The sequence below is a fragment of the Streptomyces sp. DT2A-34 genome (genome assembly GCF_030499515.1).
Lineage (GTDB): Bacteria > Actinomycetota > Actinomycetes > Streptomycetales > Streptomycetaceae > Streptomyces.
Map to the genome: position 1 here is coordinate 5491807 of NZ_JASTWJ010000001.1, position 26169 is coordinate 5517975.

A 26169-nucleotide genomic window follows, 5' to 3' on the forward strand; every position below is an offset into this window, starting at 1 on the left:
CCCGTAAGACGTCGGCCTTCACGACCTGATCGCGGACTGGAAGGCCGGCGTTGTCGCGTATCGCCTCGCGCACCACCGGCCGGCTCAGCCGCTGCGGAACCGCCCGGTGCCGACACCGGCCCGGCCCCCTCACCCCACCCGGCTCACCCCACCCGGGTCACCCCACCCGGGTCACCCCACCCGGGTCACCCCACCCGGGTCACCCCACCCGGGTCACCCCACCCGGGTCACCCCACCCGGGTCACCCCACCCGGCTCACCCCACCCGGCTCACCCCACCCGCGGAAACCGCGCCTGGAGTGTCCAGATGGCCGGGTTCTCGGCCAGGTCGTCGTGCAGGTCGATGAGGTCGGCGATCAGGTCGTGCAGGAAGTCGCGGGCCTCGCGGCGCAGCTCGGTGTGCGAGAAGGTGAGCGGGGGCTCCTCCGCCGGCATCCAGTCCGACTCGATGTCCACCCAGCCGAAGCGGCGCTCGAAGAGCATGCGGTCCGTGGACTCGGTGAAGTCCAGTTCCGCGTGTTGCGGACGGGAGGCGCGGGAGCCGGCCGGGTCCTGGTCCAGCTGCTCGACGATGTCGCACAGGGCCCAGGCGAAGTCGAGCACCGGCACCCATCCCCAGGCTGTGGACAACTCCCGGTCCGCCTTGGTGTCGGCGAGGTAGACGTCGCCGCAGAACAGGTCGTGACGCAGGGCGCGGACGTCCGCGCGGCGGTAGTCCGTCTGCGGGGGATCCGGGAAACGGTTGGAGAGGGCGTAGCCGATGTCGAGCACGTAGGGGATGGTGTCACGCCGAACTCATAGGATCACTGGCGTGTCCCGTTTCGCGCCCCTTGCCCTGACCGTCACCTCCGCCCTGCTCGTCCTCACCGCGTGCGGCGTCCAGGGCACCCCCGGCGGTTCCGGCGTGCGCGACCCGTACTTCCCCAAGGCCGGCAACGGCGGCTACGACGTCACCCACTACGCCCTCGACCTCGCCTACGACCCCGACGACCGCCACCTCACCGGCACGGCGGAGATCACCGCACGGGCCACCCAGGACCTCTCCGCCTTCGACCTCGATCTGAAGGGCCTGGACGTCGAGCGGGTCGGCGTGGAGGGCGAACGCGCTCGCTGGAGCCGAAACGGCCAGGAACTCGTCGTCCGTCCGCACGACGAGCTCGACAAGGGCGAGACCTTCCAGCTCACCGTCCGCTACTCCGGCACCCCCGAGACCGTCACCGACCCCGACGGCTCCGAGGAGGGCTGGCTCCCCACCGCCGACGGCGCGCTCGCCCTCGGGGAGCCGACGGGCTCCATGGCGTGGTTCCCCGGCAATCACCACCCGTCCGACAAGGCGTCGTACGACATCGACGTGACCGTGCCGGAGGGCCTGGAGGCCGTCTCCAACGGGGAGTTGGTGAAACGGACGACCAGCGGCGGTCGAACGACGTTCCGTTGGCACGCCTCCGAACCCATGGCGAGCTACGTCACCACGCTCGCCATCGGCGACTACAAGATCAGCCGCTCCACCACCGACAGCGGCCTGCCCGTGTACGTCGCCGTGGAGCCGGGGCAGGCCGACGGCAGCCGCGAGGTGCTCGCCCGGCTCCCCGAGATCATGGACTGGGCGGAGGAGAACTTCGGCCCGTACCCCTTCTCCTCCACCGGCGCGATCGTCGCCGACGCGGACGCCGCCGACTACGCCCTGGAGACCCAGAACCGGCCCCTCTTCCCCGGCGCCCCCGGCATCGAACTGGTCGTCCACGAACTCGCCCACCAGTGGTTCGGCAACTCCGTGACACCGAAGAGCTGGCGGGACATGTGGCTCAACGAGAGCTTCGCGACGTACGCGGAGTGGCTGTGGCAGGAGGACGACGGCGGCGACAGCGCGCAGGACATCTTCGACGCCCGGTACGACCACGGCGAGGACGACTTCGAGGACCTCTGGGACTTCCCGCCCGCCAAGCCCACGAGCGCCGCGCACATCTCCGGCGACCCCGTCTACGAGCGCGGCGCGATGGTCCTGCACAAGATCCGCCAGACCGTCGGCGACGACACCTTCTACGACATCGTCCAGGGCTGGGCGGCCGACCACCGGCACGGCAACGCGGACACCGACGACTTCACGGCGTACGTGGAGGAGAAGGCACCGGACGAGGACTTCGCCCCCATCTGGGAGGACTGGCTGTACGGCGACGGAAAACCCGACCAGCCCTGACGGCGCCCGCCCCGCAAGCCTTCAGGCCGACCGCCCGCCGCCCGGTCAGGCCGGCTGCCCCGCCGCCCGGTCGGGCCGGCTGTCCCGCCGCCCGGTCGGGCCGGCTGCCCCTCAATCCTTCAGGCCGGCGGCCACCCCGCCACCCGGTCATGCCGACCGTCCCGCCACCCGGTCATGCCGACCGTCCCGCCACCCGGTCATGCCGACCGTCCCGCCACCCGGTCATGCCGACCGTCCCGCCACCCGGTCATGCCGACCGTCCCGCCACCCAGCCAGCCCGTCAGGCCGCCCGCGCCAGATCCCGTCGCATCGCCGCACGCGCCGCCCATATCGCCTCGGCGTGCCGGCGCCGTCGTTCCTGCGACTCCGGGGAGTCGAGCGGCGGATCACCGGCGGCGAACGCGTCCTGGAGATCCCACAGGGTCGCGTAGACCTTCTCGAGTACGTCCGACATCTCCTGCGGGGCGCAGATCAGGGCGGTCTCACGGGCCTCGTCGCAGCCCGACGCCCGGAACGCCTCCCGTACCGCCGCGGCCGTCTCTCGGGCCCCCTCCGCCCGGTCGCGACCGGTGACGGCCGCCGCGTGCATGCCCTCATAGGCCAGCTGGTACTTCGTCAGGACGGTCACATGGATCTGTTCGCGTTCCTGCCGGGTCCGGTCGGACAGATCGCGGCGCCAGCGCGCCCGGTCCGCGAGCAGCGTCGAGCCGACGCCGACGAGGGCGCCCAGGGCGGTGCCGGCCAGGGTCGTCCAGTCCATGCCGGTTCAGGCCTCCTTGCCCGCGTCCCACTCGTCCAGCAGCCGTGCCAGATCCGGTGGCCACACCGGCTCCGGTGCGGCCGCCAGTTCCTCCCGGGTCCACCAGCGCCAGCTGAGGATGCCGTCGGCTGCGTGGGCTGCGGGGAGTTGGGGGCCGGTCGGGTCGCGGTGGGGGCCCTGGGTGACGTAGATGTGCTCGTGTTGGCGGACGGGGACGGACGCGTGCGTGAAGTCGTGCTCCCAGGTGCACAGCAGGGGGCCCGGTTCCAGGTCCGTCCAGCCGGTCTCCTCGCGCAGTTCGCGCAGGGCGCCCTCGCGGGGTGTCTCGTCCGCCTCCAGGCCGCCGCCGGGCAGGGCCCAGTGCACGCCGACCTCGACGTTGTCGTACCGGAAGAGGAGGACCGAGCCCTCCGGGTCGAGTACGGCTACGCGGGCGGCTCGGCGTGGGGTGCGTGGGGGACTGGGCAGCGGTTTGCGCAGAACCGTGCAGGGCCGGTCGAGTTGGCGGTCTCTCCCGTAGGCGATGGTCTCGTAGCCGAGGGCCGTCCAGAAGGCGAGGGCGTCGGGGGTGTTGTCGAGGACGGCCAGGCGTACGGCGGTGCGGTCCGCCGCGCGGAAGCGGTCCTCGACGAGGGAGGCCAACCGGCGTCCGTACCCCTGGCGTCGCGCGCCCGCGTCCACCATCAGGAGTCCGATCCAGGGGTCCGGGTCGGACGGGTCCGGGTGGCGGGCCAGCGTGATCACGATCCCGGCCAGTTGTCCGGCTCCCCCACTCTCGGCTTCCCCCGGGCGGGGGGACCCCCGTCGCGCGAGCAGCACCTCTGCCCCGGGGACCCGCACCTCCTCGGCCAGCGCGGCCGCCACCTGCTCCGGGCGGATGTCGTCCGGGTCCGGGAAGTCACCGCTGAGCGCGTGGAAGTCGCGGTTGGAGGCGTAGAGCGCGGTGAGTTCGGTGAGGAGCGGGCCCGGTATGTCGTGGCCGGGGGTGAGGGGGAGGGGGTCGAGGATCATTCGGGCAACCTATCCAACGGCCCGAGCACCAAGCCCCCCGATGCGGGGAGCCCCCGGCCACGGCGTACCGCGGCAAGGGGCTCCGGCTCAGCGCGGCGTCCGTCAGACGTTCACGCCGAAGTCCTGCGCGATGCCCACCAGGCCAGAGGCGTAGCCCTGGCCGACCGCGCGGAACTTCCACTCGGCGCCGTTGCGGTAGAGCTCGCCGAAGACCATGGCGGTCTCGGTGGCCGCGTCCTCGGAGAGGTCGTAGCGGGCGATCTCGGCGCCGCCGGCCTGGTTGACGATGCGGATGTAGGCGTTGCGGACCTGGCCGAAGTTCTGCGAGCGGTTCTCCGCGTCGTAGATCGAGACCGGGAAGACGATCTTGTCGACGTCGGCCGGGAGACCGGCCAGGTTGACGTTGATCGCCTCGTCGTCGCCCGCGCCCTCACCCGTGCGGTTGTCACCGGTGTGGACGATGGTGCTGTCCGGGGTCTGCTTGTTGTTGAAGAAGACGAAGTGGGCGTCCGAGTAGACCTTGCCCGTGGGGTTGACCGCGATCGCGGAGGCGTCGAGGTCGAAGTCCGTGCCGGTGGTGGTGCGGACGTCCCAGCCGAGGCCCACGGTGACGGCGGTCAGGCCCGGAGCCTCCTTGGTGAGCGAGACGTTGCCACCCTTGGACAGGCTTACAGCCATTGTTTGGGAGTCCCTTCCCTCGTTGCGGTACGGCTAGAAGCTACAGCTACCCCTATGAACGCGGAGAGGGGTACCTCAAGTTCCAGGTGTCTTTACTTTCTTTGCCAAAGAGCACTCGTAGGCCGCACGCGGCGATATTCGCGTGACGTGGACCGGACAGGACAGGGAACATGGACGGCATGTCTGGTCCCTACGTCGTCCGCGGCTCCGTCTCGCTTCCCGAGGCCGAGCTCATGTGGCGTTTCTCGCGGTCGAGCGGCCCGGGCGGCCAGCACGTCAACACCAGTGACTCGCAGGTCGAGCTGCGGTTCGACCTGGCGAGGACCGAGGCGCTGCCCGAGGTGTGGAAGGAGCGGGCACTGCAGCGGCTGGCGTCCCGCCTCGTCGACGGCGTCGTCACCGTCCGCGCCTCCGAGCACCGCTCCCAGTGGCGCAACCGCGAGACCGCCGCCGTACGCCTCGCCGCCCTCCTCGCCGAGGCGACGGCCCCGCCGCCGAAGCCGCGCAAGCCGACCCGGATTCCCCGAGGGATCAACGAGCGGCGGCTGAGGCAGAAGAAGCAGCGCTCGGACACCAAGCGGGGACGGTCCGGGCGGGACTGGGGGTAAGGGCTCCCGCTCCCCCTGGCCGACATCTCCCCGGCCGACATCTCCGCGTCCCGCCCGCACATCCGCGTAGAGCCACACACGGCCCCGTCGCACACCCGTACCGCGTCTGTCACATCCCCGGCGCGCGATCCGTCATGCCAGTGAGGACGGACCGCGACGAGAGGCTGCGACAGATGAGTGCCGGTGCCGGTGACACCGACGACACCGACTTCCTTGCCCAGCGCTTCGAGGCGCACCGCGCCCGCCTGCGCGCCGTGGCCCACCGCATGCTCGGCTCGGCCGCCGAGGCCGAGGACGCGGTGCAGGAGGCGTGGTTCCGGGTGAGCCGCTCCGACACCACCCGTGTCGACAACCTCGGCGGCTGGCTCACGACCGTCGTCGGCCGGGTCTGCCTGGACATGCTGCGCTCCCGCAAGTCCCGCGCGGAGCAGCCCCTGGACACCACGGCACCCGCTTCCGCCGCCTCCGCCGATCCGGTCACACCCGCCGCCTTCGCGTCCGCCTTCACACCCGCCTCCGCGACCGACCCCGAGCAGGACGCGCTCCTCGCCGACTCGGTGGGCGTGGCCCTGCTCGTCGTACTGGACGCCCTGACACCTGCCGAGCGGCTGGCGTTCGTGCTGCACGACCTGTTCGGGGTGTCGTACGAGGAGGTCGCGGCCGTCGTGGACCGTACGCCGGCCGCCGCCCGGCAGCTCGCCAGCCGCGCTCGGCGCCGGGTGCGGGGGGCGCAGGTGCCCGAGAGCGACCGCGCCAGGCAGCGGCAGGTCGTGGACGCCTTCCTCGCCGCCGCGCGGGACGGTGACTTCGAGGGGCTGCTCGACATCCTGGACCCGGACGTCGTCGCCCGCACCGAGGTCGGGGTGGCCACGGGCGCGGCGGCGGTGGCGCGGGGCGCGGCGACGTTCGGGCCCCTCGCCGGTGTCGGGCGGCCCGCGCTGGTCGACGGCGTGCTGGGGTTCGTGGTGCTTGCCGAGGGGCGGGTGGAACGGGCCTTCAAGTTTGCGTTCGTACGGGATCGGATCGCCGCGATCGACATCGTGACGGACGCCGAGCGGGTGTCCCGGCTCGACGTGGCGCTGATCCAGTGGCGCTGATCTAGTCGAGGCCCTGGTCGAGGATCTGGTCCAGCTCCAGCACGCCCACCGTCTGGCCCCCGGACGTCTCCCCGGTGGTGCGGAAGCCCAGCCCGAGGTAGAAGCCCTCCGGACCGTCGGGGCCGGGGTGCCAGGTGACGTAGAGGTGCTTGCCGCCCCTGCGGCGGATCTCCGCGGCCACGGACTCGACCGCGAACCGTCCGTATCCCCGGCCCTGTTCCCGCGCGGCGATGTTCAGCCGCCACAGTCCGGAACGGAAGACGGTGCCGTCGCCGCGCCAGTCGATGTCGAGGAACGCCATCAGGAACCCGACGGGACGGTCGCCGTCGACGATCAGGCGTGGCCAGGCGACGCCGACGGGGTGGACGTATGCCTCGGCGAGGGACTGCATGACGGGGGAGACCGCGTGTTCCTGGTCGGGGCGGACGCTTATGCCGGTGGCGGCCTCGAAGTTTCCGGGTGTGATCTTTTCGAGCCGGGGCGCTGAAGTGGGCGATGTCATCCCGGCACGCTATGGCGGGTGATCGGTCGGCGGCCATGGAATTGTTCCCGCCCCCGGCCGCGGAGTTCACCCCAACTGCCGGTAGCGGCCCCGGAAATACGTCAGCGGCCCTCCGTCCGAACTCGGCAGCGAGGCCGACAGGACGCGGCCGATCACCAGAGTGTGGTCGCCGGCCGTCACCCGTTGCTCGGTGCGGCACTCCAGGGTGGCCAGGGCGCCGCCCACCAAGGGGGCGCCGGTCTCCGTGCCGCGGATGTACGGAATGTCGGCGAACAGCAGCCGGTCGCTGACGCGGCCCTTCATGGCGAAGCGGCCGGCGATGTGGCGCTGGCTCTCGGCGAGGACCGAGACCGCCCACAGGGGCTGCTCGGCGAGCAGGTCGTCCATACGGGAGCCCTCACGCAGGCTGACCAGCACCAACGGCGGGTCCAGGGAGACCGACATGAAAGCCGTCGCCGTCATGCCGACGTCCTCGCCGACCGGCGCGTGCGGGTCGTCCGGGTCCAGCGGCGGCTCCAGCGCGGTCACCAGGACCACACCCGCGGCCAGCCGCGCCATGGCGGCACGGAACTCGTCGTTGCTCACTCCCTCAGCATGCCCGCAAGCGCTCCGGGCGGCGGGGAGGACGGCGGTCACGGGCGGCGCGGGGGAGAAGTGTTCGGCACGCCGAAAACGCTAATGTCGGCCCCGCACACGCCACATCGGCCCTGCGCCCGAGAACGGACCTAGGACTACGGGCGGAGGCCGACGCGCCTGTTCAGAACCGTTTGGCGACATCTCACAGGCATACAGAGTTCGCGTTCAGTAAACACACAGGAAAAACGCAGAAACGCCGCTCAATTGTTCACGTTTCCCTGTGACTTGAGTCACAAGGGGCATTAATTGTTGACCCTGTGTACCGAGTGGGGAGCGCGCTGTGATTCAGTGGCGGGGAAGCTGCAAGGGCACGATCGATTGAGAAGCATCGACTGAGAAGCGCCGAAGAGCACCCTTGATTCGCTGCGAGGTCTCGGGGGGAGGGCGAGCATGGAGACCGAGTCGGAGCCGTACGTCCGTCTTGCGACCTTGCGCCAAGTGCACCAGGTCATGGCGGACATGAACACCGCCCGCAGCCTGGCGGACACGCTGCAGACCGTTGCCGACGGCGTCGTCGTCGGCCTCGGCTACGAGCTGGCGTGCGTCAACCTCGTGCGTCCCGACGGCGATCTCGTCGTCGCCGCGTTCTCCGGCAACCCCGCCGCCGAGGCCCTCATCACCGGCCGCGTCGGCTCCCGCGAGTCCTGGGACCGCCGGCTGGCCATGGGCGAGCGGTGGGGCGACCTGGTCTTCATCCCGCACACCGAGGGCTGGATACTCGACGACGACGACGTACCGCAGTGGTACACTGACGGCCCCGCACCCCGCTTCGAGGACGAGTGGCACCCCTCGGACCGGCTCTTCGCGCCGATGTACACGCTGGGCGCGCAGGGCGCCGGGTGCGGTGAGCTGATCGGGGTCCTGTCCGTGGACCGGCCGCGCAACGGCCGGCTGCCGGGCGCATGGGGGCGCGAGGCGCTCCAGATGTACGCGTTCCAGGCCGCCATCGCCATCAGCAACGCACGTCTACGCGCGAATATGCAGCGGGCACTGGTCCGGCTGGAGCGCGAGCAGCAGGCCCTTCGGGCGAGCGAGGAAAGCTTCCGCCAGGCCTTCGAGTACGCCCCCTCCGGCATGGCCATCGCCGAGATGGGCGGCGACCAGCACGGGCGGATCCTCCGGACCAACGACGCGCTCTGCCGCCTCCTCGGCCGCCCCGCCTCCGCGATGCGCCGCTACTCCTTCTCCGACCTCGTCCACCCCGAGGACATCGGCACCCTGCTGCGTACGTCGGCGGAGGGCGGCCGCGCGGAGCTGCGCCTCGGCCGCCGCGACGGCACCTACGTCTGGGTCTCGCTGCGCAACTCCGTCGTCGCCGACGCCGCCGACGGCCCCCGCTTCCTGCTCACCCACGTCGAGGACATCGAGGAGCGCAAGCGCCGCGAGCTCCAGCTCGCCCACCGCGCCTCCCACGACTCCCTCACCGGCCTGCCGAACTCCGCCGAGCTGCGCTCCCGCCTCTCCGCGCGCCTGTGCGAGCGCCCCACCCACGCGGGTGCCCTGCAGTCCACGGACGCGGCCTACGGCCACCCCGCCGTCTACGACGCCAACGGCCACGGCTTCGACTTCCCCGGCGCGGCGGTGTACGACGCCTACGACCATCACGAGCACACCGTCGCCCCGGCCGAGGGCGGGCGTGACGACGGTGCCAAGGGGCTCGCGGTCCTCTTCTGCGACCTCGACGGCTTCAAGTCGATCAACGACCGGTTCGGGCACAACGCGGGTGACGCGGTTCTCATCGAGGTGGCCCGGCGGCTGACGCGCGGGGTCCGCGACGGCGACACCGTCGCCCGGCTCGGCGGTGACGAGTTCGTGATCCTCGCCGACGGCCTCGGCCGGGCCGACGCCCAGGACCTCGCCGTACGCCTGCGCAACGAGATCATCCAGCCCATCCGGGCGGAGGGGCGTGCGGTCCGCGTCGGTGCCAGCTTCGGCATCGGGTGGGCACACTGCGGGATGACTGCGGACGAAGTGTTGAAGTCCGCTGACGAGCGGATGTACGTAGAGAAACGATCTCGTCCCAAACAGCACAGACGCGCTGGGTAACTCCCAGGTCAGCGAGCTGATGCGATCCGAGTCACCCGTTTGGGTCAGCAGGAGCGGGTAGGCTCGCCATTCTGACCCCACGCATCGCATCCGCCCGCACCTGGTGAGGAGTACCAAGGGATGACGTCCGGCAACAACGGCGCCACTACGCCCGAGGACGACGACCCGTTCGGCTACCTCTACGCCGACGGGCAGGCCAACGGCGCCCAGCCGCCCTCCGGTGGCGGGGGCTACGGCTACCCGGGCTCGGTCAACCGGGTGCGAGCGGTCGGCCAGCGCCAGTACGGCCAGCAGCAGCCGACGGCGCCCTACGGCCAGATACCGCAACAGCAGGGCGCGTACGGCCAGCCGAACGCGCACTACGCGGCGCCGGAGACGCACCCCGGCGGGGCGCCGACGGCCCAGCAGCAGCCTGCGTACAGCGGCGGCAGCGGCTCCGGTCGCGGCGGGGGCCCCAACACCAAGGGCCTGCTGATCGGCGCGATCGCGGTGGTCGCGGCGGTCGTCATCGGCATCGGCGTGGCGATGCTGGGCGGCGACGGCGACCAGGACGACAAGGGCAACGAGGCCGGCTCGACGCCGACGCAGTCCCAGCAGAGCACCGCACCGAGCCCGTCGAACAGCAACAGCCAGGCGGCCGAAGAGGACCTGCCGACCATCGACGCCAAGGCCCTGGCCCTCGGCGGCACTGTTGCCACCGCGTCCGACGTCAAGGGCGCCAAGGCGGACGGCGGTGTCTACGTGACCGGCTTCAACCAGGTCGGCTCCTCGGTCACCTGGACGGTCAACGGCATCCCCAAGAAGGGGAAGTACACCGTGTACGTCGGCTACAGCGTCCCGGGCAAGGACCAGAACGCCACGCTCACGGTCAACGGTACGGCCTCCAACACGCCGGTCGACCTGAAGAACTGGGCGAACGCCGGCGAGGGCGACTACGAGAAGGGCTGGACGCAGACCTACAACTACGTCCAGCTCAACGAGGGCACGAACACGATCAAGGTCTCCTGTGAGCAGGGCAACCAGTGCGACGCCCTGCTCGACCAGATGTGGCTGGTGAAGGGCTGGGTCAAGTCCAGCTCCTGATCACGCGGCGGTGACCTCCCCGGTCACCGCCACCCGTCCCAGCAACTCCTCGTACGCCCCCCGCTCGAACTCCCCCGCCACCGGCGCCAGCACGCTCGCCGCGCTGAGTGCCGACGCGCGGGCCAGGCGGTCCGGCCACGGCAGCCGCTCCACCAGCCCCGACAACAGGCCCGCGACCGTCGCGTCGCCCGCGCCCGTCGGGTTGCCGCGGAGGCGGGCCGGCGGGGTGGCTCGCCAGCGGCCCTCGGGGGTCAGGGCCAGGAGGCCCGCCCCGCCGAGGGAGGCCACCACCGCTCGGGCGCCGCGCCTGCGGGCGTCCTGTGTGGCGCGCAACGGCTCGTGGGAGCCGGTGAGTTCGGCCAGCTCGTCGGCGTTGGGCTTGATGATGTCCGGGCGGGCGGCGACGCCCCGGCGCAGTGCCTCGCCGCTGGTGTCCAGCAGCACCGGAACCTCCGCCGCGCGTGCGGCCCGTACCAGACCGGCGTACGCCCCCACCGGCACGCCCGGCGGCAGGCTGCCGCACAGGGCCACCGCCGAGGCCGACGGGACGAGATCCTCGTACGCCTCCTGGAAGGCGGACCACTCGGCGGGGGAGATCGTCGGGCCGGGTTCGTTGAGCTGGGTGGTGTCGCCGGTCCGCTCGTCGACCACGGCGATCGTGCGCCGGGTCGCGCCGGTCACCGGGACCAGGGCGTCCACCACGCCCGGCGTGGCCGTGAGCCGCTCCTGTACGACGCGGCCCGTCGCGCCGCCCGCGAAGCCGGTGACCGTCACCTCATGGCCCAGGGCCGCGAGGACGCGGGCCACGTTCAGGCCCTTCCCGCCGGGGCGCTCGGTCACCTCGGAGACCCGGTGGGACGCGTGGGGCCGCAGCGCCCGTACGCGATAGGTGATGTCGAGAGCGGTGTTCAGCGTGACCGTGAGGATCACCTGGGCCGACCTCCCCCGAAGAAGTTCAGAAATGCGAAGAAGCCCGATCATGCCAAACGGGCGGCGGCCGTCCCAGTCTCCCAGGACAACCGCCGCCCTCAACAGCAGGACACATCAACCCAGTTGGGGTTCAACCACCCATTCGCCCCGGCGCATCACGCCCTTGAGGTCGAAGCCGGCGTCCAGCAGCACCAGGTCGGCGTCCTTGCCGGGCTCCAGGGAGCCGATGCGGTCGTAGCGGCCGAGCAGCTTGGCGGGGTTGGCGGACAGGGCCGCCACCGCGTCCTCGACGGGCAGCCGGTCGATGGTCACCGCCCGCTTGAAGGCGCGGTCGAGGGTCAGGGTGGACCCCGCGATCGAGCCGCCTTCGACGAGGCGTGCCACCCCGTCGGCCACCTCCACCTCCAGCGGGCCGAGCATGTAGCGGCCGTCGCCGAAGCCCGCCGCGTCCATCGCGTCCGTGATGAACGCGACCCGGTCCGCGCCCGCGTGACGGAACGCCAGCTGCAGGGCCGCCGGGTGCAGGTGCGTACCGTCGTTGATCAGCTCGACGGTCACCCGCTCGTCCTCCAGCAGGGCCGCGATCGGGCCCGGCTCCCGGTGGCCGAGCGGCGGCATCGCGTTGAACAGGTGCGTGGCGACCGTCGCGCCCGCCTCGATCGCCTCCACCGTCTGCTCGTACGTCGCGTCCGTGTGCCCGATCGCCGCGATGACGCCGTGTTCGGCGAGGAGGCGTACGGAGTCGAGGCCGCCCGGCAGCTCGGTGGCGAGGGTGACCATCGTGGCGTGCCCGCGCGCCGCGTCGATCAGCTTGCGGACCTCCGCCGGGTCCGGGTCGCGCAGCAGCTCCTCGGAGTGCGCGCCCTTGCGGCACGGGGAGATGAACGGGCCCTCGAAGTGGATGCCGGCGATGTCGCCCTGCTCGGCCAGTTCGGAGAGGAGCCCGGCTCGCTGGGCCAGGAAGTCCATGTCGCCGGTCACCGTGGAGGCGACGAGGGTGGTGGTGCCGTGGAGGCGGTGGGTGTGGATGCCGGTGACTACGTCGTCCGCCGTGCCTGACGTGAACGAGGCTCCGCCGCCGCCGTGGTTGTGGATGTCTACGAAGCCTGGCAGGAGCCAGTGGCCGGATACGTCGATCAGGTGGGCGTTCTCTGGGGCTGTGCCGGCGATGCGGGGGCCGTCGACGATCACTTGGGCGTCTTTGAGGGTTCCCGTGGGCATGACCACGTTGGCGCCGGAGAGGATCAGGGGCACTTTGCCTGTTGCGGGCTGCGGGTTCGCTGTGGCTGGTCGCGCAGTTCCCCGCGCCCCTGGGTGGGCTGCCATCAGGGAGATACCTCCGTACGGTCGGTTTTGTCGAGGAGATCCCAGGCCAGGAGCCCGGCGCCCAGGCATCCCGCCGTATCGCCCAGGGCCGCGGGGACGATCTCCGGCAGCTTCTGGAAAGTCACCCGCCGCCGGACGGCGTCCCGCAGTGGTGTGAACAACGTTTCCCCCGCCTCAGCGAGGCCGCCGCCGATGATCAACATCCGGGGGTCCAGCAGGGTGAGGGCGGTGACCAGACCGTCGGCGAGTGCGTCCACGGCCTCCTGCCACACCCGTACGGCGTTCGGGTCACCGGACGCGACGGCCTTCGCGCAGTCCGCCGCGTCCGCCTCCGGGTCCCCGCAGGCAGCGGCCCATGCCTTGCTCACCGCCGCCGCGGAGGCGAACCGCTCCAGACAGCCGTGCTGCCCGCACGGACAGGCGGGCCCGCCGGGCCGTACGACGATGTGGCCGATCTCGCCCGCGAAGCCGTGCGCACCCGCCTCCACCCGGCCGTCGATGCCGATGGCGCCGGCGATCCCGGTGCCGAGCGGCACGAAGAGGAAACGGTCGGTGCCCCTGCCCGCGCCGATCCGGCCCTCCGCGAGACCGCCGGTGCGCACGTCGTGGCCGAGGGCGACGGGGATGCCGCCGAGCCGTTCGGTGAGCAGCTGCCGCAGGGGTACGTCCCGCCAGGCCAGGTTGGCCGCGTAGGTGGCGATGCCCCGTTCCTCGTCGACGATCCCGGGGACGGCGACGCCGACGGCGGCCGCGGGCTCGCCGAAGTGCTGTTCGCCGTACGCGCGCAGCTCGGCGGCGAAGTCGAGGATGCCCTCGACGACCGCGTCCGGCCCGCGCTCGCGCCCGGTCGGGCGGCGGGCCTGATGGAGGAGCACGGGGGTTCTGGGGGGCGCCCCCCGGGAAGGCACACTGCTCGCCCCTGCCAGAGCGGCCTTCATCCCGGTGCCGCCCACATCGAGGGCGATGACATGTCTCACGGGGACAGTGTGTCTTGCGCACCCGCGAGAGGTCTAGTCCACTTACGTGGTGTAGACCTTATGGGGGTAATATGTATGACGTTTCGAAAGTTTCGAACATGGGTGTGGGGCGGTTTTGCGTGCAGCGGCGTAGGCGTACGAGGCGTACCTGGCGTACGGGGACGATCGCGGCGGTGTCCGCGCTGGGCCTGACGGCGGTTCTGGGCGGCTGTGGGCTGACCGGTGGTTCGGACGAGGTGACGCTGAAGCTGGTCGCCGCGGACTACGGGGACAGCGCCGCGAACAGCTCCGAGAAGTACTGGGACAAGCTCGTGAAGGCGTACGAGGCCGAGCACCCCGGCGTACGGATCGATGTCAGCGTGTACTCCTGGAACGACGTCGACGCCAAGGTCAAGCAGATGGTCGACGCCGGCAAGGCGCCGGACATGGCGCAGATCGGCGCGTACGCGGACTACGCCGCGAAGGACCTCCTCTACTCGGCCGACGACCTGCTCTCCATCTCCGTCCAGGCCGACCTCGTCGCGCAGCTCGCGGACGCCGGGCAGGTCGACGGGGTGCAGTACGGCATACCGTTCGCCTCCTCCACGCGCCTGCTCTTCTACAACAAGACCCTCTTCCAGAAGGCCGGCCTCACCGCGCCGACGACCTGGAAGGAGCTGGCCGCCGACGCCGCGGTGCTCAAGGCGGACGGCGTGAAGTACCCGTACGCGCTGCCGCTCGGGCCCGAGGAGGCGCAGGCCGAGACGATGCAGTGGCTGCTCAGTGGCGGGGGCGGTTACACCGACGCCGACTACGGCACGTACAGCATCGACTCCGCGGAGAACGTCGCCACCTTCGACTGGCTCAAGAACAACCTGGTCGGCAAGGGGCTCACGGGGCCGGTCGAGCCCGGCGAGCTCAACCGGGCCGACGCGTTCTCGGCCTTCGCGGCCGGGGACGTCGGCATGCTCAACGGCCACCCCTCGCTGATGCAGATGGCCGCGAAGAAGGGCGTGAAGTTCGGCATGGTGCCCATGCCCGGGCTGGACGGTCCCACCGAGATGTCCATGGGCGTGGCCGACTGGATGATGGCCTTCAAGCAGAACGGCCATGCCGAGCAGGTGGGCGAGTTCCTCGACTTCGTCTACGACCAGCAGAACGTCCTGGACTTCTCCCGTGAGTACGACCTGCTGCCCGTCACGAACTCCGCGTCCACCGTGATGACGGCGGCCCCGCAGGACGCCGACCTCCAGCCCTTCCTGGAGCAGCTCTCGCTCTCCGAGCTGTACCCGGTGGGGCGGACCTCGTGGGCCGCGGTCAGCGCGGACATCAAGAAGCGGATCGGCAAGACGGTCTCGGCCGGGGGGAGCCCTTCGGCGATTCTGGGGCAGCTGCAGTCGACGGCTGCGCGGGCGGAGAGTGCCGAGTAGCTCCGCCGGTGGTTGGTCGGTGGCGGGGCGAGAGTGATGGCGGTGGCAGGGCAACGGTGGTGTCGGTGGCGGGGGCTAGTGTGCGGGACATGAGCCAGGAACAGTCCGAGCCCGCCGCCCTCGCGGAGCGTGAGCAGGCCATCCTCGCCCTGGAACGCCGGGGTTTTCCGGGGCCCGGTGCGAAGGAACGGGCGATACGCGAGGAGCTTGGCCTGGCGCCCGTGCGCTACTACCAGCTGTTGAACGCCCTGCTGGATGACGCCCGGGCCTTGGCGCACGATCCGGTGACGGTGAACCGGTTGCGGCGGGTGCGGGAGGGGCGGCGGGCGGAACGGTGACGGGTGCGCGCCGGGAGGTTTTCGCCCCCGCCGCCCCTACCCGTCCCATCCCTGGGGGCTGCCGCCCCCAGACCCCCGCTTCGGCCCTGAACGGGCCTCGTCCTCAAACGCCGGACGGGCTGAGTACGTCAGCCACCCCGGCGTGCACCCCTGCTGGGTAGGGTCGCCCCATGGGCAGTCACTCGACCAACTCCACGGACCCCCTGCCGACCCCCACCACCCAACCCGGCCGCGCCGGCCTCGCCGCCATCCTCGCCCGCCCGGAACGCGCACTGATCGCCCTCGACTTCGACGGAACACTCGCACCGATCGTCCCGGACCCCGAGCAGGCCCGCCCCCACCCCGACGCCCTGCCGGCCCTCACCGCGCTCGCCCCGAAGGTCGCCGCCGTGGCGGTGATCACCGGCCGCCCGGCCGACGTCGCCGTACGGTACGGCGGTTTCACCGGAGCCCCAGGCCTGGAGCACCTCGTCGTGCTCGGCCACTACGGCGCCGAGCGCTGGGACGCCGTCAGCGGTGAGGTCACCGCCCCCGACCCCCACCCCGGCATCGCAGCCGTACGCGTCGAACTGCCGGACCTCCTCGACAGCACACAGGGCACCTGGGTCGAGGACAAGGGCCATGCCATCGCCGTGCACACGCGCCGCGCGGCCGACCCCCAGGGCACCTTCGACGCCCTCCGCGAGCCCCTCACCGACCTCGCCACCCGCAACGGCCTCATCGTCGAACCGGGCCGCATGGTCCTCGAACTCCGCCCACCCGGCATGGACAAGGGCGTGGCGCTGAGCGAGTACGTCCGCGAACTCGGCGCCGAGTCCGTCCTCTACGCCGGCGACGACCTGGGCGACCTCCCCGCGTACGCCGCCGTCGGCGAACTCCGCTCCGACGGCACCCCCGGCCTCCTGGTGTGCAGCGGCAGCGAGGAGGTCACCGAGCTGTCGGAGAAGGCGGACCTCGTGGTCGACGGTCCGCAGGGGGTCGTACGACTGTTGCGGGCGATCGCTGGTCGAGCAGACTGATCCGGCGATCGCCGCCCAGGCGCGCGCCTACCGGGCGGTCCGACCGGGCGAGCCGGCCGCGCTCAAGCGGGCCGGCCGGCCCCCTCCTCCAGCGCGTGCAGCTGGTCCAGGAACCACTGGGCCGGCGGGAGCGCGGTCGCGGCCGCAGCCAGCCGCTTCGACCGTTCCGCCCGCTCCTCCGGCCCCACGGACAACGCCTCGTGCAGCGCCCGCGCCGTGCCGATCACGTCGTACGGGTTCACGGCGATCGCGTCCTCGCCCAGCTCCTCGAACGCCCCGGCCTCCCGCGACAGCACCAGCACGCATCCCTCGTCGGAGAGGACCGGCACCTCCTTCGCGACGAGGTTCATGCCGTCCCGGATGGGGTTCACGAGGGCCACGTCGGCCAGCCGGTACGCGGCCAGCGACCGCGCGAAGTCGTCCTTGACGTGGAGCACGACCGGCGTCCAACCCGGCGTCCCGTACCGGGAGTTGATCTCATCCGCCACTCTCTGGACCTCGGCCGTGTAGTCGCGGTACACCGCGAGGTCCTGGCGCGAGGGGTACGCGAACGCCACGTGCACCACCCGCTCCCGCCACTCGGGGTGGTCGTCGAGCAGCTGCCGATAGGCCAGCAGGCCGCGCACGATGTTCTTGGACAGCTCGGTCCGGTCGACCCGCACGATCGTCTTGCGGCCCTCGCCGATCTCGTCCCGCAGCGCCAGGATCCGCTCCTCGACGTCCGCCTCGTGGGCCCGCCGCCGCAGGAAGTCCGCGTCCGCCCCCAGCCCGTGCACGCCGATCCGCGTGGACCCGAGCCCGCCCGTGAACTGCTCACAGCACGCGGTGAACGCGTCCGCCCAGCGGCGGGTGAGGAAACCGAGCCGGTCGGCACCCAGCATCCCGCGCAGCACCTGCCCGGCGATGTCGTCCGGCAGCATCCGGAAGTACTCCGGCGGCGCCCACGGGGTGTGCGAAAAGTGCCCGATCCGCAGGTCCGGGCGCAGCTCGCGCAGCATCCCGGGAACGAGGGTCAGGTGGTAGTCCTGCACGACCACCGAAGCACCCCGCGCCGCCTCCGCGGCCAGCGCCTCGGCGAAGGCCCGGTTGTACGCCTCGTACGACGCCCACTGCCGCCGGAACTCCGCATCGAACACCGGCTCAAGCGGCGTCTGGTACAGCATGTGGTGCACGAACCACAGCACCGAGTTGGCGATGCCGTTGTACGCGTCGGCATGCACGTCGGCCGGGATGTCCAGCATCCGCACGCCGTCCTCGCCGACCCCGCGCCGTACGGCCTCCCGGTCGCCGTCGGACAACGCCGAGCACACCCACAGCGCGCCCGCCTGCGAGCCGATCGCCGACAGGCCGGAGACCAGCCCGCCGCCGCCGCGTTTGGCGTGCAGTGAACCGTCCTCGCGCACCGTGTAGGAGACAGGGCCCCGGTTGGAGGCGACCAGCACCCGCGCAGCACCGTACGTAGCAGCCATACGCCTCAACCTAGCCCGGCCCGGAACCGCTCAAACGTGCGGTTCACCTCACTGGCAGGGGCCGTATACGACGTTCAAGCCACCTTGCGGGAGGCGTACTCCGCGATCTCCGCCATCGGCGGCCGCTCCTCCGTGTCCACGGAGAACGTGCGTGGCTCGAAACCGTCCTCGCCCCGCTCGAACTGGGTGAGGGCGGGGCGGATGAGATGGCCGCGGGCCAGCCGCAGCTGGGCCGTGCGGTAGATCGCGGCGGACATCCGGCCGAGGGCCTGCCCGTCCTGGTGGCGGTGTTTGCGGACGCCCACGTCCACCTGGGCCAGGGCGTCGAGGCCCACCAGGTGCAGGGCGTCGACCAGCATGCCGAGCTCGACGCCGTAGCCCACGGGGAAGGGGAGCTGTTCCAGCAGCGAGCGGCGGGCCGCGTACTCGCCGCCGAGCGGCTGCACGAAACCGGCCAGCTGCGGCCAGTGCATGTTCAGCAGCGGGCGCGCCATCAGCTCGGTCACCCGGCCGCCCTGCCCGGCCGTCTTGCCGGAGGCGAGCGAATTCAACTCAGTGCCGAGGGGGCGGTCGTACATGGCCTTGACGAGGTCGACCTCGGGATCGGTGAGCAGCGGGCCCACGATGCCGGAGACGAAGTCGGAGGAGAACTCCTTCAGGTCCGCGTCGATGAAGCAGACGATGTCGCCGCTCGTGACGAGCAGCGAGCGCCACAGCACCTCGCCCTTGCCGGGCACGGTCGGGATGCGGGGCAGGATGTCGTCGCGGTGGACGACCCGGGCGCCCGCGGCGGCGGCCACCTCGGAGGTACGGTCGGTGGATCCCGAGTCGACGACGACGATCTCGTCGACCAGCGGAACCTGCTGCATGAGGTCGTGACGGATGATCGCGACGATGTCGCCGACCGTCTCCTCCTCGTTGAGCGCAGGCAGCACGACGGAGACCGACTGGCCCGTACGCTGCTTGGCGGCCAGGATCCGGTGGAGCGGGCGATCGGTCACGGACCAGGAGCGGGTGCTCAGCCAGCGCTCGACTTCTTCCAGCACGGTTGGCGGCTCCTCACGGTTTGTCTCGCGGTTCGGACGGACTCTCTCAACTGTCCTGGCCGTCGGTTACAGTCTTGAACAACGCGGATGACCATCGCATGTCCGGGGTCAACCGCCGTTAACAACCGAATACAGCTCATCCAGAGGGGCAGAGGGAAACGGCCCGATGAAGCCCCGGCAACCCTCCAGTCGGTTCTCGTAGCGATCACTGCCGTATCACCGCTGATCGTCTCCGCGAGGCTCCCGGCTAGGGAAGGTGCCAAATCCGTCTCACGGCGAGATGCGTCGTGAGGAAGATGAGGAGAAAGGGCCTCGCCTCACATGGCTGCGCAGACTGTTGCAAGCACCACCGAATCCACCGTAGACCTCGGTCCCGCCGCGGCGCTGTCCTGCCGCGAGTGTGGCCACCGGGTACCCCTCGGACCGGTCTTCGCGTGCGAGGAGTGTTTCGGCCCGCTGGAGATCGCCTACGACTTCTCGGCCTACGACGCCGAGGAGCTCCGCAAGCGGATCGAGGCGGGACCCGCGAACATCTGGCGTTACGCGCCCCTCCTGCCCGTCCCCGCCGACGTGGCCACCAAGCCGAACATCAACCCCGGCTGGACCCAGCTCGTCAAGGCCGACAACCTCGCGCGCGAGCTGGGGGTCGACGCCGGCAAGCTGTTCATCAAGGACGACTCCGGCAACCCGACGCACTCCTTCAAGGACCGCGTCGTCGCCCAGGCCCTGGAGGCCGCGCGGGCCTTCGGCTTCACGACCCTCTCCTGCTCGTCCACCGGCAACCTCGCCGGTGCGGTGGGCGCCGCCGCCGCCCGCGCCGGCTTCCGGTCCTGCGTGTTCATCCCGCACGACCTGGAGCAGGGCAAGGTCGTCATGGCCGCGGTCTACGGCGGTGAGCTCGTCGGCATCGAGGGCAACTACGACGACGTGAACCGTTTCTGCTCCGAGCTGATCGGCGACCCGGCCGGCGAGGGCTGGGGCTTCGTCAACGTCAACCTGCGGCCGTACTACGCGGAGGGCTCCAAGACCCTGGCGTACGAGATCTGCGAGCAGCTCGGCTGGCAGATCCCGGACCAGCTGGTCGTGCCGATCGCCTCCGGCTCGCAGCTCACGAAGATCGACAAGGGGCTGCAGGAGCTGATCAAGCTCGGCCTCGTCGAGGACAAGCCGTACAAGATCTTCGGAGCGCAGGCCGAGGGCTGCTCGCCGGTGTCCGTCGCCTTCAAGGCCGGCCACGATGTCGTCCGCCCGCAGAAGCCGAACACCATCGCCAAGTCGCTGGCGATCGGCAACCCGGCGGACGGGCCGTATGTCCTGGACATCGCTCGCCGTACCGGCGGTGCGGTGGAGGACGTGACGGACGAGCAGGTCGTGGACGCGATCAAGGTGCTCGCTCGGACCGAGGGCATCTTCGCGGAGACCGCCGGTGGGGTGACCGTGGGTGTGACGCGCAAGCTGATCGAGAACGGTGTCCTCGACCCGACGAAGACGACGGTTGTCCTGAACACCGGTGATGGTCTGAAGACGCTGGATGCGGTGGCCGGTACGGGGCTTACTGCGACCATTCGTCCCAACCTCGACTCGTTCCGTGAGGCTGGGCTCGTCTAAGACCGTTGTTCGCTGCGGGCCGGTGGGGGCTGGTCGCGCAGTTCCCCGCGCCCCTAGGGACGCTGCCCCACCGAACCTGCATACCCGACCGGAGGTCACACCGTATGAGCGTCACCGTCCGCATCCCGACCATCCTGCGCACCTACACCGGCGGGCAGGCTGAGGTCGCCGCTGAAGGCGGCACCCTCGGCGAGGTCATCGCCGACCTGGAGAAGAACCACACCGGGATCGCCGCCCGGGTGCTCGACGACCAGGGCAAGCTGCGTCGGTTCGTCAATGTGTACGTCAATGACGACGACGTCCGTTTCGAGCAGGGGCTGGAGACGGCGACGCCGGACGGTGCGGGCGTTTCCATCATCCCGGCTGTCGCCGGCGGCTGACCGAATGACCGATCATTACCCTCGGTAATGCCAATTACCGAGAGTTCATCGGATTGCCCCCTCCGTGAGAGAAGCGGAGGGGGCAATTCTGTGTGGTTGAGCGAGGTACAGTTGGGGAAAGCGCCGCCGATTCACGGGTCGGTGGCCCTTGATTTCTGCCGCACCCCCGACAAGAAGTAGCCAAAGTGTGCGGGTTTTTTGCGGCTTTTGTTCCCTTTGCCGGGTCCGACTTGACCTGAAGTCAGCGGAATTGTCCCCACATTCCCGACCGGTCGTGCCCGGATTTCTCGTCCGATTGACCTGTTGCAGACGGCAGTTGGGCAGATACATTCAGCCGCGGTCGACGCGTTCCGGCGCACGCCCCCGACCAATGGGGGGTGAGGTCTGACCCGGATCCGCGAAGTGTGGATCTGTGCAAGGGCCAGTAATAGGGGAGTTAGGCATGGCTCAGGGCACCGTCAAGTGGTTCAACGCGGAGAAGGGGTACGGCTTCATCGCGGTCGACGGTGGTGCGGATGTTTTCGTCCACTACAGCGCGATCCAGATGGACGGGTACCGCACCCTGGAAGAGGGCCAGCGAGTCGATTTCGAGATCTCGCAGGGTCAGAAGGGGCCGCAGGCGGACATGGTCCGGCTGGCGGCCAGCTGAAGCACGCGTCGACTTAAAGCAGCGACGTTCTTCTTCGAAGGGCCCGCACCTCCCGGGGTGCGGGCCCTTCGCCGTGCCGTCGGGTGTGCCCTCCGTCCTGCGTGGACCTGCCCGGACCCTGCCCGGACCCTGCCAGGGCCCTGTTCGCGCCCGGCTGAGCGCCCCGCCCGATCCCCGAGAGCCGCTTGCACTCGCATGGGTCGAGTGCTAATCATTGGCGTTAGCACTCTGAAGGTGAGAGTGACAACGAAGGACCGGGTCGGTGAGGCCCGCAGGCCAGGTGGGGCAAGGAACCACGAGGCAGGCGAGCCGTCCGTCGCGGGCGCGGGCGCGGTCCGAAGGAATCACCCCCAGTCCTGGAGGGACCACTTCACATGGCCAAGATCATCGCGTTCGACGAGGAGGCGCGGCGCGGCCTCGAGCGCGGCATGAACCAGCTCGCGGACGCCGTGAAGGTGACGCTCGGCCCCAAGGGCCGCAACGTCGTCCTCGAGAAGAAGTGGGGCGCCCCCACGATCACCAACGATGGTGTCTCCATCGCCAAGGAGATCGAGCTCGAGGACCCGTACGAGAAGATCGGCGCCGAGCTGGTCAAGGAAGTCGCCAAGAAGACGGACGACGTCGCCGGTGACGGTACGACCACCGCGACCGTTCTCGCCCAGGCCCTGGTCAAGGAGGGCCTGCGCAACGTAGCCGCCGGCGCCAACCCGATGGCCCTCAAGCGCGGTATCGAGAAGGCCGTCGAGGCCGTCTCCGCCGCTCTCCTTGAGCAGGCCAAGGATGTCGAGACCAAGGAGCAGATCGCCTCCACGGCCTCCATCTCCGCCGCCGACACCCAGATCGGCGAGCTCATCGCCGAGGCGATGGACAAGGTCGGCAAGGAAGGCGTCATCACCGTCGAGGAGTCCCAGACCTTCGGTCTGGAGCTGGAGCTCACCGAGGGTATGCGCTTCGACAAGGGCTACATCTCGGCGTACTTCGCCACCGACATGGAGCGTATGGAGGCCGTCCTCGACGACCCGTACATCCTGATCGCCAACTCCAAGATCTCCTCGGTCAAGGACCTGCTCCCGCTCCTGGAGAAGGTCATGCAGTCGGGCAAGCCGCTGCTGATCATCGCCGAGGACGTCGAGGGCGAGGCCCTGTCGACCCTGGTCGTCAACAAGATCCGCGGCACCTTCAAGTCCGTCGCGGTCAAGGCCCCGGGCTTCGGTGACCGCCGCAAGGCGATGCTGAACGACATCGCCATCCTCACGGGCGGCGAGGTCATCTCCGAGGAGGTCGGCCTCAAGCTCGAGAACACGAGCCTCGACCTCCTGGGCAAGGCCCGCAAGGTCGTCATCACCAAGGACGAGACCACCATCGTCGACGGTGCCGGCTCCTCGGAGCAGGTCGCGGGCCGCGTGAACCAGATCCGCGCCGAGATCGAGAACAGCGACTCGGACTACGACCGCGAGAAGCTCCAGGAGCGCCTGGCGAAGCTCGCGGGTGGCGTGGCCGTGATCAAGGCCGGTGCCGCCACCGAGGTGGAGCTCAAGGAGCGCAAGCACCGCATCGAGGACGCCGTGCGCAACGCCAAGGCGGCCGTCGAGGAGGGCATCGTCGCCGGTGGTGGCGTGGCCCTCATCCAGGCCACCGCCGTCTTCGAGAAGCTGGAGCTCGAGGGTGACGAGGCGACCGGCGCCAACGCCGTGAAGCTCGCGCTCGAGGCCCCGCTGAAGCAGATCGCCGTCAACGCCGGCCTCGAGGGTGGCGTCGTGGTGGAGAAGGTCCGCAACCTCACCCCGGGTCACGGCCTGAACGCCGCGACCGGCGAGTACGTCGACCTGGTCGCCGAGGGCATCATCGACCCGGCGAAGGTGACGCGTTCCGCGCTGCAGAACGCCGCGTCGATCGCCGCGCTGTTCCTCACCACCGAGGCCGTCATCGCCGACAAGCCGGAGAAGTCCGCCGCGCCCGCCGGCGGCGGCATGCCGGGCGGTGACATGGACTTCTGAGCCTCCTCGTAGGAAGGCTCGGACCCGGTCCGTCAGTACCGAGGGCGGCACTCCCTGTTCCGACAGGGGGTGCCGCCCTCGGGCGTTTTCACTATCCGTCGGGGGGCGCGGGGCGGGGTGGGTGGCCAGGATCACGGACGGATCCGGCAGCCACGGAATGCGCGGGCCCGCATAATCGGTTGCTTAAGTGGGTGCAACAATGCACACGCACATACCACCCGGTCAACCGAACCTCACCCCAGGAGCCCCCGCGTGACCGTCACCACGACCTCCGCCTCCCGTGCGGCCCAGATCCTGTCCCGGCCGACCGCGATCAACGGCCTGACCGTCCCCAACCGCATCGCGATGGCACCGATGACGCGCATGTTCTCGCCGGGCGGCGTCCCCGGTGAAGATGTCGTGTCGTACTACGCCCGCCGCGCCGCCGCCGGTGTCGGGCTGATCGTCACCGAGGGTACGTACGTCGGCCACGAGTCCGCGGGGCAGAGCAGCCGGATCCCGCGGTTCCACGGCGAGGAGCAGCTCGCGGGCTGGGCGAAGGCCGCCGAGGCCGTGCACGCGGCGGGCGGCACGATCGTGCCGCAGCTGTGGCACATCGGCATGGTCCGCAAGCAGGGCCAGCCGCCCTACGCGGACGCCCCCGCCGTCGGCCCCTCCGGCCTCCGCATCGGCGACACCGAGGTCACCGGCAAGGCGATGACCCAGAGCGACCTGGACGACGTCATCGGCGCGTTCGCCCAGGCCGCCGCGGACGCCGAGCGCATCGGATTCGACGGCGTGGAGATCCACGGCGCCCACGGCTACCTCGTCGACCAGTTCCTCTGGGCGGGCACCAACCGCCGCACGGACGCGTACGGCGGTGACCCGGTGGCCCGTACGAAGTTCGCCGCGGAGATCGTCGCCGCCGTACGTGAGAAGGTCTCCGCGACCTTCCCCGTCATCTTCCGCTACTCCCAGTGGAAGCAGGAGGCCTACGACGCCCGGCTGGCCGAGACCCCGGAGGAGCTGGAGGCCATCCTCGCCCCGCTCGCCGCGGCCGGCGTCGACGCCTTCCACGCCTCCACCCGCCGCTACTGGATCCCGGAGTTCGACGGCTCCGACCTCAACCTGGCCGGCTGGACCAAGAAGCTCACCGGCAAGCCGGCCATCACCGTCGGCTCGGTCGGCCTCGACGGCGACTTCATCGGCGCCTTCACGGGGGAGGGTTCCACGGTCAAGGGCATCGACGACCTCCTGGACCGCCTGGAGCGCGACGAGTTCGACATGGTGGCCGTCGGTCGCGCCCTGCTTCAGGACCCGGAGTGGGCGGCGAAGGTGCTGGACGGACGGTTCGGGGAGCTGGCGGCGTACGACGCGGAGTCGCTGAAGACCCTGAGCTGAGCGGCAACTCCGGGCTAGTGTCCGAGAGATGAGGATTCTTCATCTCTCGGACACGCACATCGAGCGCACCGACGCACCCGACAAGAACGGCGTCAACGCCACCGATTCCCTGCGCCTGATGCTCACCGAGCTGCGGCATCAACGGGATGTCGACGCGGTGGTCGTCACCGGCGACATCGCCGACGACGGGGCCGTGGAGGCGTATACGGCCGTACGCGAGCTGGTGGGCGACTTCGCGCGGCGGCTGGGGGCGCCGGTGTTCTACACGACCGGCAACCACGACGAGCGGGACGCCTTCGGGAAGGTGCTGGGGAGCGGGCACCCGGAACCGGAGCTGGTCCTGGACTCCGAGGCGTCGGAGCGGGCCGCGGTGAGCACGGTCGGCGGATGGCGCCTCGTGACGCTGGACTCGCTGGTGCCGGGGAAGGTCTACGGCGAGCTGAGCAGGCGTCAACTGGACTGGCTGCGCGGGGTGCTGGGTCAGAGCCAGTCGTCCGAGCGGGGGACCGTCCTCGCCTTCCACCACCCGCCGATCAGCCTCGCCGTCTCGGCGACCCAGCCGCACTTCGGGCTGCGGAACCCGGAGGAGCTGGCGGAGGCGATCCGGGGGAGTGACGTACGGGTCGTGCTGACCGGCCACTACCACCTCCAGCTCTTCGGGCTGCTGGAGTCGGTGCCGGTGTGGGTCACGCCGGGTGTGGTCAGCCGCGTCGACCTCACGGCCGCACCCGGGACGGAGCGCGCGGTGCGCGGCGCCTCGGCGTCGCTCGTGGAGCTGGGCGGGGCGACGGGGCCGATGTTCCACACCTTCCATGCGCGGGACCCCCGGGCGCACGAGACGGTGCACGAGATGGACGAGGAGCAGGTGCGGGCGTTCGTGGAGCGGGAGGCGTGACGAGCCCTTCGTAGGCGCCTTCCGGGGCGGCGGCGCGTGACCAGGGTCGCTTGAGTAAGTCAATCAACTGACTTAAGGTTGCCTTGGTCAATTACATATCCCTGTGTGCTCGTCCGCCGACGGAGGCCC

At 70.6% G+C, this 26169-nt stretch carries 25 protein-coding genes and 1 riboswitch; of the genes, 14 read left to right on the forward strand and 11 right to left on the reverse strand.

The window, feature by feature from the left end; translation table 11 throughout:
- Positions 1 to 269 precede the first annotated feature (269 nt).
- Complete coding sequence (locus tag QQM39_RS24480) at positions 270 to 770, reverse strand: hypothetical protein (RefSeq protein WP_301999666.1); 501 nt, start codon at positions 768 to 770, stop codon at positions 270 to 272.
- A 40-nt stretch (positions 771 to 810) separates the two neighbouring features.
- On the opposite strand from QQM39_RS24480, the gene QQM39_RS24485 reads away from it, so the two are divergent.
- Positions 811 to 2196: a M1 family metallopeptidase gene (locus QQM39_RS24485; protein ID WP_301999667.1), complete on the forward strand. Its 1386-nt coding sequence runs from the start codon at positions 811 to 813 to the stop codon at positions 2194 to 2196.
- Positions 2197 to 2476: 280 nt separating this feature from the next.
- Here QQM39_RS24485 and QQM39_RS24490 read toward each other — a convergent pair whose 3' ends face one another.
- The 3 genes from QQM39_RS24490 to QQM39_RS24500 form a co-directional block, all read right to left on the reverse strand.
- Positions 2477 to 2956, reverse strand: coding sequence for a hypothetical protein (locus tag QQM39_RS24490; protein WP_301999668.1), 480 nt, complete (start codon positions 2954 to 2956; stop codon positions 2477 to 2479).
- A gap of 6 nt (positions 2957 to 2962) precedes the next feature.
- Entirely contained in the window at positions 2963 to 3967 is a 1005-nt protein-coding gene (locus QQM39_RS24495) for a bifunctional GNAT family N-acetyltransferase/NUDIX hydrolase (RefSeq protein ID WP_301999669.1), read from the reverse strand.
- A 102-nt stretch (positions 3968 to 4069) separates the two neighbouring features.
- Positions 4070 to 4645 (reverse strand): TerD family protein, encoded by a 576-nt coding sequence (locus QQM39_RS24500; protein WP_030050335.1) that lies wholly within the window; start codon positions 4643 to 4645, stop codon positions 4070 to 4072.
- 170 nt (positions 4646 to 4815) lie between these two features.
- Here QQM39_RS24500 and arfB point away from each other — a divergent pair, with 170 nt between their 5' ends.
- Together arfB and QQM39_RS24510 are read left to right on the forward strand one after the other, a co-directional pair.
- Positions 4816 to 5253: an alternative ribosome rescue aminoacyl-tRNA hydrolase ArfB gene (arfB, locus tag QQM39_RS24505; RefSeq protein WP_301999670.1), complete on the forward strand. Its 438-nt coding sequence runs from the start codon at positions 4816 to 4818 to the stop codon at positions 5251 to 5253.
- Between the two features lie 173 nt (positions 5254 to 5426).
- Complete coding sequence (locus QQM39_RS24510) at positions 5427 to 6350, forward strand: sigma-70 family RNA polymerase sigma factor (protein WP_301999671.1); 924 nt, start codon at positions 5427 to 5429, stop codon at positions 6348 to 6350.
- Between the two features lies 1 nt (position 6351).
- On the opposite strand, the gene QQM39_RS24515 is transcribed toward QQM39_RS24510, so the two are convergent.
- Both QQM39_RS24515 and QQM39_RS24520 read right to left on the reverse strand, forming a co-directional pair.
- Complete coding sequence (locus tag QQM39_RS24515) at positions 6352 to 6852, reverse strand: N-acetyltransferase (RefSeq protein ID WP_301999672.1); 501 nt, start codon at positions 6850 to 6852, stop codon at positions 6352 to 6354.
- A gap of 66 nt (positions 6853 to 6918) precedes the next feature.
- Positions 6919 to 7410, reverse strand: coding sequence for a flavin reductase family protein (locus tag QQM39_RS24520; protein ID WP_302003711.1), 492 nt, complete (start codon positions 7408 to 7410; stop codon positions 6919 to 6921).
- A 468-nt stretch (positions 7411 to 7878) separates the two neighbouring features.
- Here QQM39_RS24520 and cdgB point away from each other — a divergent pair, with 468 nt between their 5' ends.
- Both cdgB and QQM39_RS24530 read left to right on the forward strand, forming a co-directional pair.
- Positions 7879 to 9534 (forward strand): diguanylate cyclase CdgB, encoded by a 1656-nt coding sequence (cdgB, locus tag QQM39_RS24525; RefSeq protein ID WP_301999673.1) that lies wholly within the window; start codon positions 7879 to 7881, stop codon positions 9532 to 9534.
- Between the two features lie 120 nt (positions 9535 to 9654).
- Positions 9655 to 10617 carry a CBM35 domain-containing protein gene (locus QQM39_RS24530; protein ID WP_301999674.1) on the forward strand — a complete coding sequence of 321 codons (963 nt, stop codon included), beginning with the start codon at positions 9655 to 9657 and terminating at the stop codon, positions 10615 to 10617.
- Here the strand turns inward: QQM39_RS24530 and QQM39_RS24535 are convergent, their stop codons facing one another.
- From QQM39_RS24535 to QQM39_RS24545, 3 genes are all read right to left on the reverse strand, one after another.
- The gene (locus QQM39_RS24535; protein ID WP_301999675.1) at positions 10618 to 11547 is read right to left on the reverse strand and encodes a 1-phosphofructokinase family hexose kinase; all 930 of its coding nucleotides are present in this window, start codon (positions 11545 to 11547) and stop codon (positions 10618 to 10620) included.
- 114 nt (positions 11548 to 11661) lie between these two features.
- Positions 11662 to 12768, reverse strand: coding sequence for an N-acetylglucosamine-6-phosphate deacetylase (gene nagA / locus QQM39_RS24540; protein ID WP_301999678.1), 1107 nt, complete (start codon positions 12766 to 12768; stop codon positions 11662 to 11664).
- 104 nt (positions 12769 to 12872) lie between these two features.
- Positions 12873 to 13850, reverse strand: a complete 978-nt coding sequence (locus tag QQM39_RS24545; protein WP_301999680.1) for an ROK family protein — start codon at positions 13848 to 13850, stop codon at positions 12873 to 12875.
- A 173-nt stretch (positions 13851 to 14023) separates the two neighbouring features.
- Between QQM39_RS24545 and QQM39_RS24550 the strand changes: the two genes are divergently transcribed.
- The 3 genes from QQM39_RS24550 to otsB all read left to right on the forward strand — a co-directional run bounded on the left by QQM39_RS24550 (position 14024) and on the right by otsB (position 16616).
- On the forward strand, positions 14024 to 15259 hold the full coding sequence (locus QQM39_RS24550) for an extracellular solute-binding protein (RefSeq protein WP_301999681.1): 1236 nt from the start codon (positions 14024 to 14026) through the stop codon (positions 15257 to 15259).
- Between the two features lie 89 nt (positions 15260 to 15348).
- The gene (locus tag QQM39_RS24555; protein ID WP_301999683.1) at positions 15349 to 15597 is read left to right on the forward strand and encodes a DUF3263 domain-containing protein; all 249 of its coding nucleotides are present in this window, start codon (positions 15349 to 15351) and stop codon (positions 15595 to 15597) included.
- A gap of 170 nt (positions 15598 to 15767) precedes the next feature.
- Entirely contained in the window at positions 15768 to 16616 is an 849-nt protein-coding gene (gene otsB, locus QQM39_RS24560; protein WP_301999685.1) for a trehalose-phosphatase, read from the forward strand.
- Between the two features lie 62 nt (positions 16617 to 16678).
- Here otsB and QQM39_RS24565 read toward each other — a convergent pair whose 3' ends face one another.
- A complete protein-coding gene (locus QQM39_RS24565) occupies positions 16679 to 18085 on the reverse strand; it encodes a trehalose-6-phosphate synthase (RefSeq protein ID WP_301999686.1) in 1407 nt (468 codons plus the stop codon).
- Between the two features lie 74 nt (positions 18086 to 18159).
- Positions 18160 to 19131, reverse strand: coding sequence for a glucosyl-3-phosphoglycerate synthase (locus QQM39_RS24570; protein WP_301999687.1), 972 nt, complete (start codon positions 19129 to 19131; stop codon positions 18160 to 18162).
- A gap of 133 nt (positions 19132 to 19264) precedes the next feature.
- Positions 19265 to 19434, forward strand: a riboswitch (SAM riboswitch).
- Positions 19435 to 19452: 18 nt separating this feature from the next.
- On the opposite strand from QQM39_RS24570, the gene thrC reads away from it, so the two are divergent.
- The 6 genes from thrC to QQM39_RS24600 all read left to right on the forward strand — a co-directional run bounded on the left by thrC (position 19453) and on the right by QQM39_RS24600 (position 26040).
- Complete coding sequence (gene thrC / locus QQM39_RS24575; RefSeq protein ID WP_301999689.1) at positions 19453 to 20739, forward strand: threonine synthase; 1287 nt, start codon at positions 19453 to 19455, stop codon at positions 20737 to 20739.
- A gap of 104 nt (positions 20740 to 20843) precedes the next feature.
- Positions 20844 to 21119 carry a MoaD/ThiS family protein gene (locus tag QQM39_RS24580; protein WP_301999691.1) on the forward strand — a complete coding sequence of 92 codons (276 nt, stop codon included), beginning with the start codon at positions 20844 to 20846 and terminating at the stop codon, positions 21117 to 21119.
- 442 nt (positions 21120 to 21561) lie between these two features.
- Positions 21562 to 21768 (forward strand): cold-shock protein, encoded by a 207-nt coding sequence (locus QQM39_RS24585; RefSeq protein WP_030050353.1) that lies wholly within the window; start codon positions 21562 to 21564, stop codon positions 21766 to 21768.
- 374 nt (positions 21769 to 22142) lie between these two features.
- A complete protein-coding gene (gene groL / locus QQM39_RS24590) occupies positions 22143 to 23765 on the forward strand; it encodes a chaperonin GroEL (RefSeq protein ID WP_301999693.1) in 1623 nt (540 codons plus the stop codon).
- Between the two features lie 252 nt (positions 23766 to 24017).
- Positions 24018 to 25145, forward strand: coding sequence for an NADH:flavin oxidoreductase (locus QQM39_RS24595; RefSeq protein WP_301999694.1), 1128 nt, complete (start codon positions 24018 to 24020; stop codon positions 25143 to 25145).
- Positions 25146 to 25173: 28 nt separating this feature from the next.
- Entirely contained in the window at positions 25174 to 26040 is an 867-nt protein-coding gene (locus QQM39_RS24600) for a metallophosphoesterase (RefSeq protein WP_301999695.1), read from the forward strand.
- Positions 26041 to 26169: the final 129 nt, after the last annotated feature.

Bases quoted from the DNA above. Each gene is read 5' to 3' on its own strand.
- QQM39_RS24565 (WP_301999686.1), bottom strand. From the start codon at position 18,085: ATGGCTGCTACGTACGGTGCTGCGCGGGTGCTGGTCGCCTCCAACCGG.
- thrC (WP_301999689.1), top strand. From the start codon at position 19,453: ATGGCTGCGCAGACTGTTGCAAGCACCACCGAATCCACCGTAGACCTC.
- cdgB (WP_301999673.1), top strand. From the start codon at position 7,879: ATGGAGACCGAGTCGGAGCCGTACGTCCGTCTTGCGACCTTGCGCCAA.
- QQM39_RS24555 (WP_301999683.1), top strand. From the start codon at position 15,349: ATGAGCCAGGAACAGTCCGAGCCCGCCGCCCTCGCGGAGCGTGAGCAG.
- nagA (WP_301999678.1), bottom strand. From the start codon at position 12,768: ATGCCCACGGGAACCCTCAAAGACGCCCAAGTGATCGTCGACGGCCCC.
- groL (WP_301999693.1), top strand. From the start codon at position 22,143: ATGGCCAAGATCATCGCGTTCGACGAGGAGGCGCGGCGCGGCCTCGAG.
- QQM39_RS24585 (WP_030050353.1), top strand. From the start codon at position 21,562: ATGGCTCAGGGCACCGTCAAGTGGTTCAACGCGGAGAAGGGGTACGGC.
- otsB (WP_301999685.1), top strand. From the start codon at position 15,768: ATGGGCAGTCACTCGACCAACTCCACGGACCCCCTGCCGACCCCCACC.
- QQM39_RS24520 (WP_302003711.1), bottom strand. From the start codon at position 7,410: ATGGCGCGGCTGGCCGCGGGTGTGGTCCTGGTGACCGCGCTGGAGCCG.
- QQM39_RS24500 (WP_030050335.1), bottom strand. From the start codon at position 4,645: ATGGCTGTAAGCCTGTCCAAGGGTGGCAACGTCTCGCTCACCAAGGAG.
- QQM39_RS24600 (WP_301999695.1), top strand. From the start codon at position 25,174: ATGAGGATTCTTCATCTCTCGGACACGCACATCGAGCGCACCGACGCA.
- QQM39_RS24490 (WP_301999668.1), bottom strand. From the start codon at position 2,956: ATGGACTGGACGACCCTGGCCGGCACCGCCCTGGGCGCCCTCGTCGGC.
- QQM39_RS24510 (WP_301999671.1), top strand. From the start codon at position 5,427: ATGAGTGCCGGTGCCGGTGACACCGACGACACCGACTTCCTTGCCCAG.
- arfB (WP_301999670.1), top strand. From the start codon at position 4,816: ATGGACGGCATGTCTGGTCCCTACGTCGTCCGCGGCTCCGTCTCGCTT.
- QQM39_RS24580 (WP_301999691.1), top strand. From the start codon at position 20,844: ATGAGCGTCACCGTCCGCATCCCGACCATCCTGCGCACCTACACCGGC.
- QQM39_RS24530 (WP_301999674.1), top strand. From the start codon at position 9,655: ATGACGTCCGGCAACAACGGCGCCACTACGCCCGAGGACGACGACCCG.
- QQM39_RS24515 (WP_301999672.1), bottom strand. From the start codon at position 6,852: ATGACATCGCCCACTTCAGCGCCCCGGCTCGAAAAGATCACACCCGGA.
- QQM39_RS24495 (WP_301999669.1), bottom strand. From the start codon at position 3,967: ATGATCCTCGACCCCCTCCCCCTCACCCCCGGCCACGACATACCGGGC.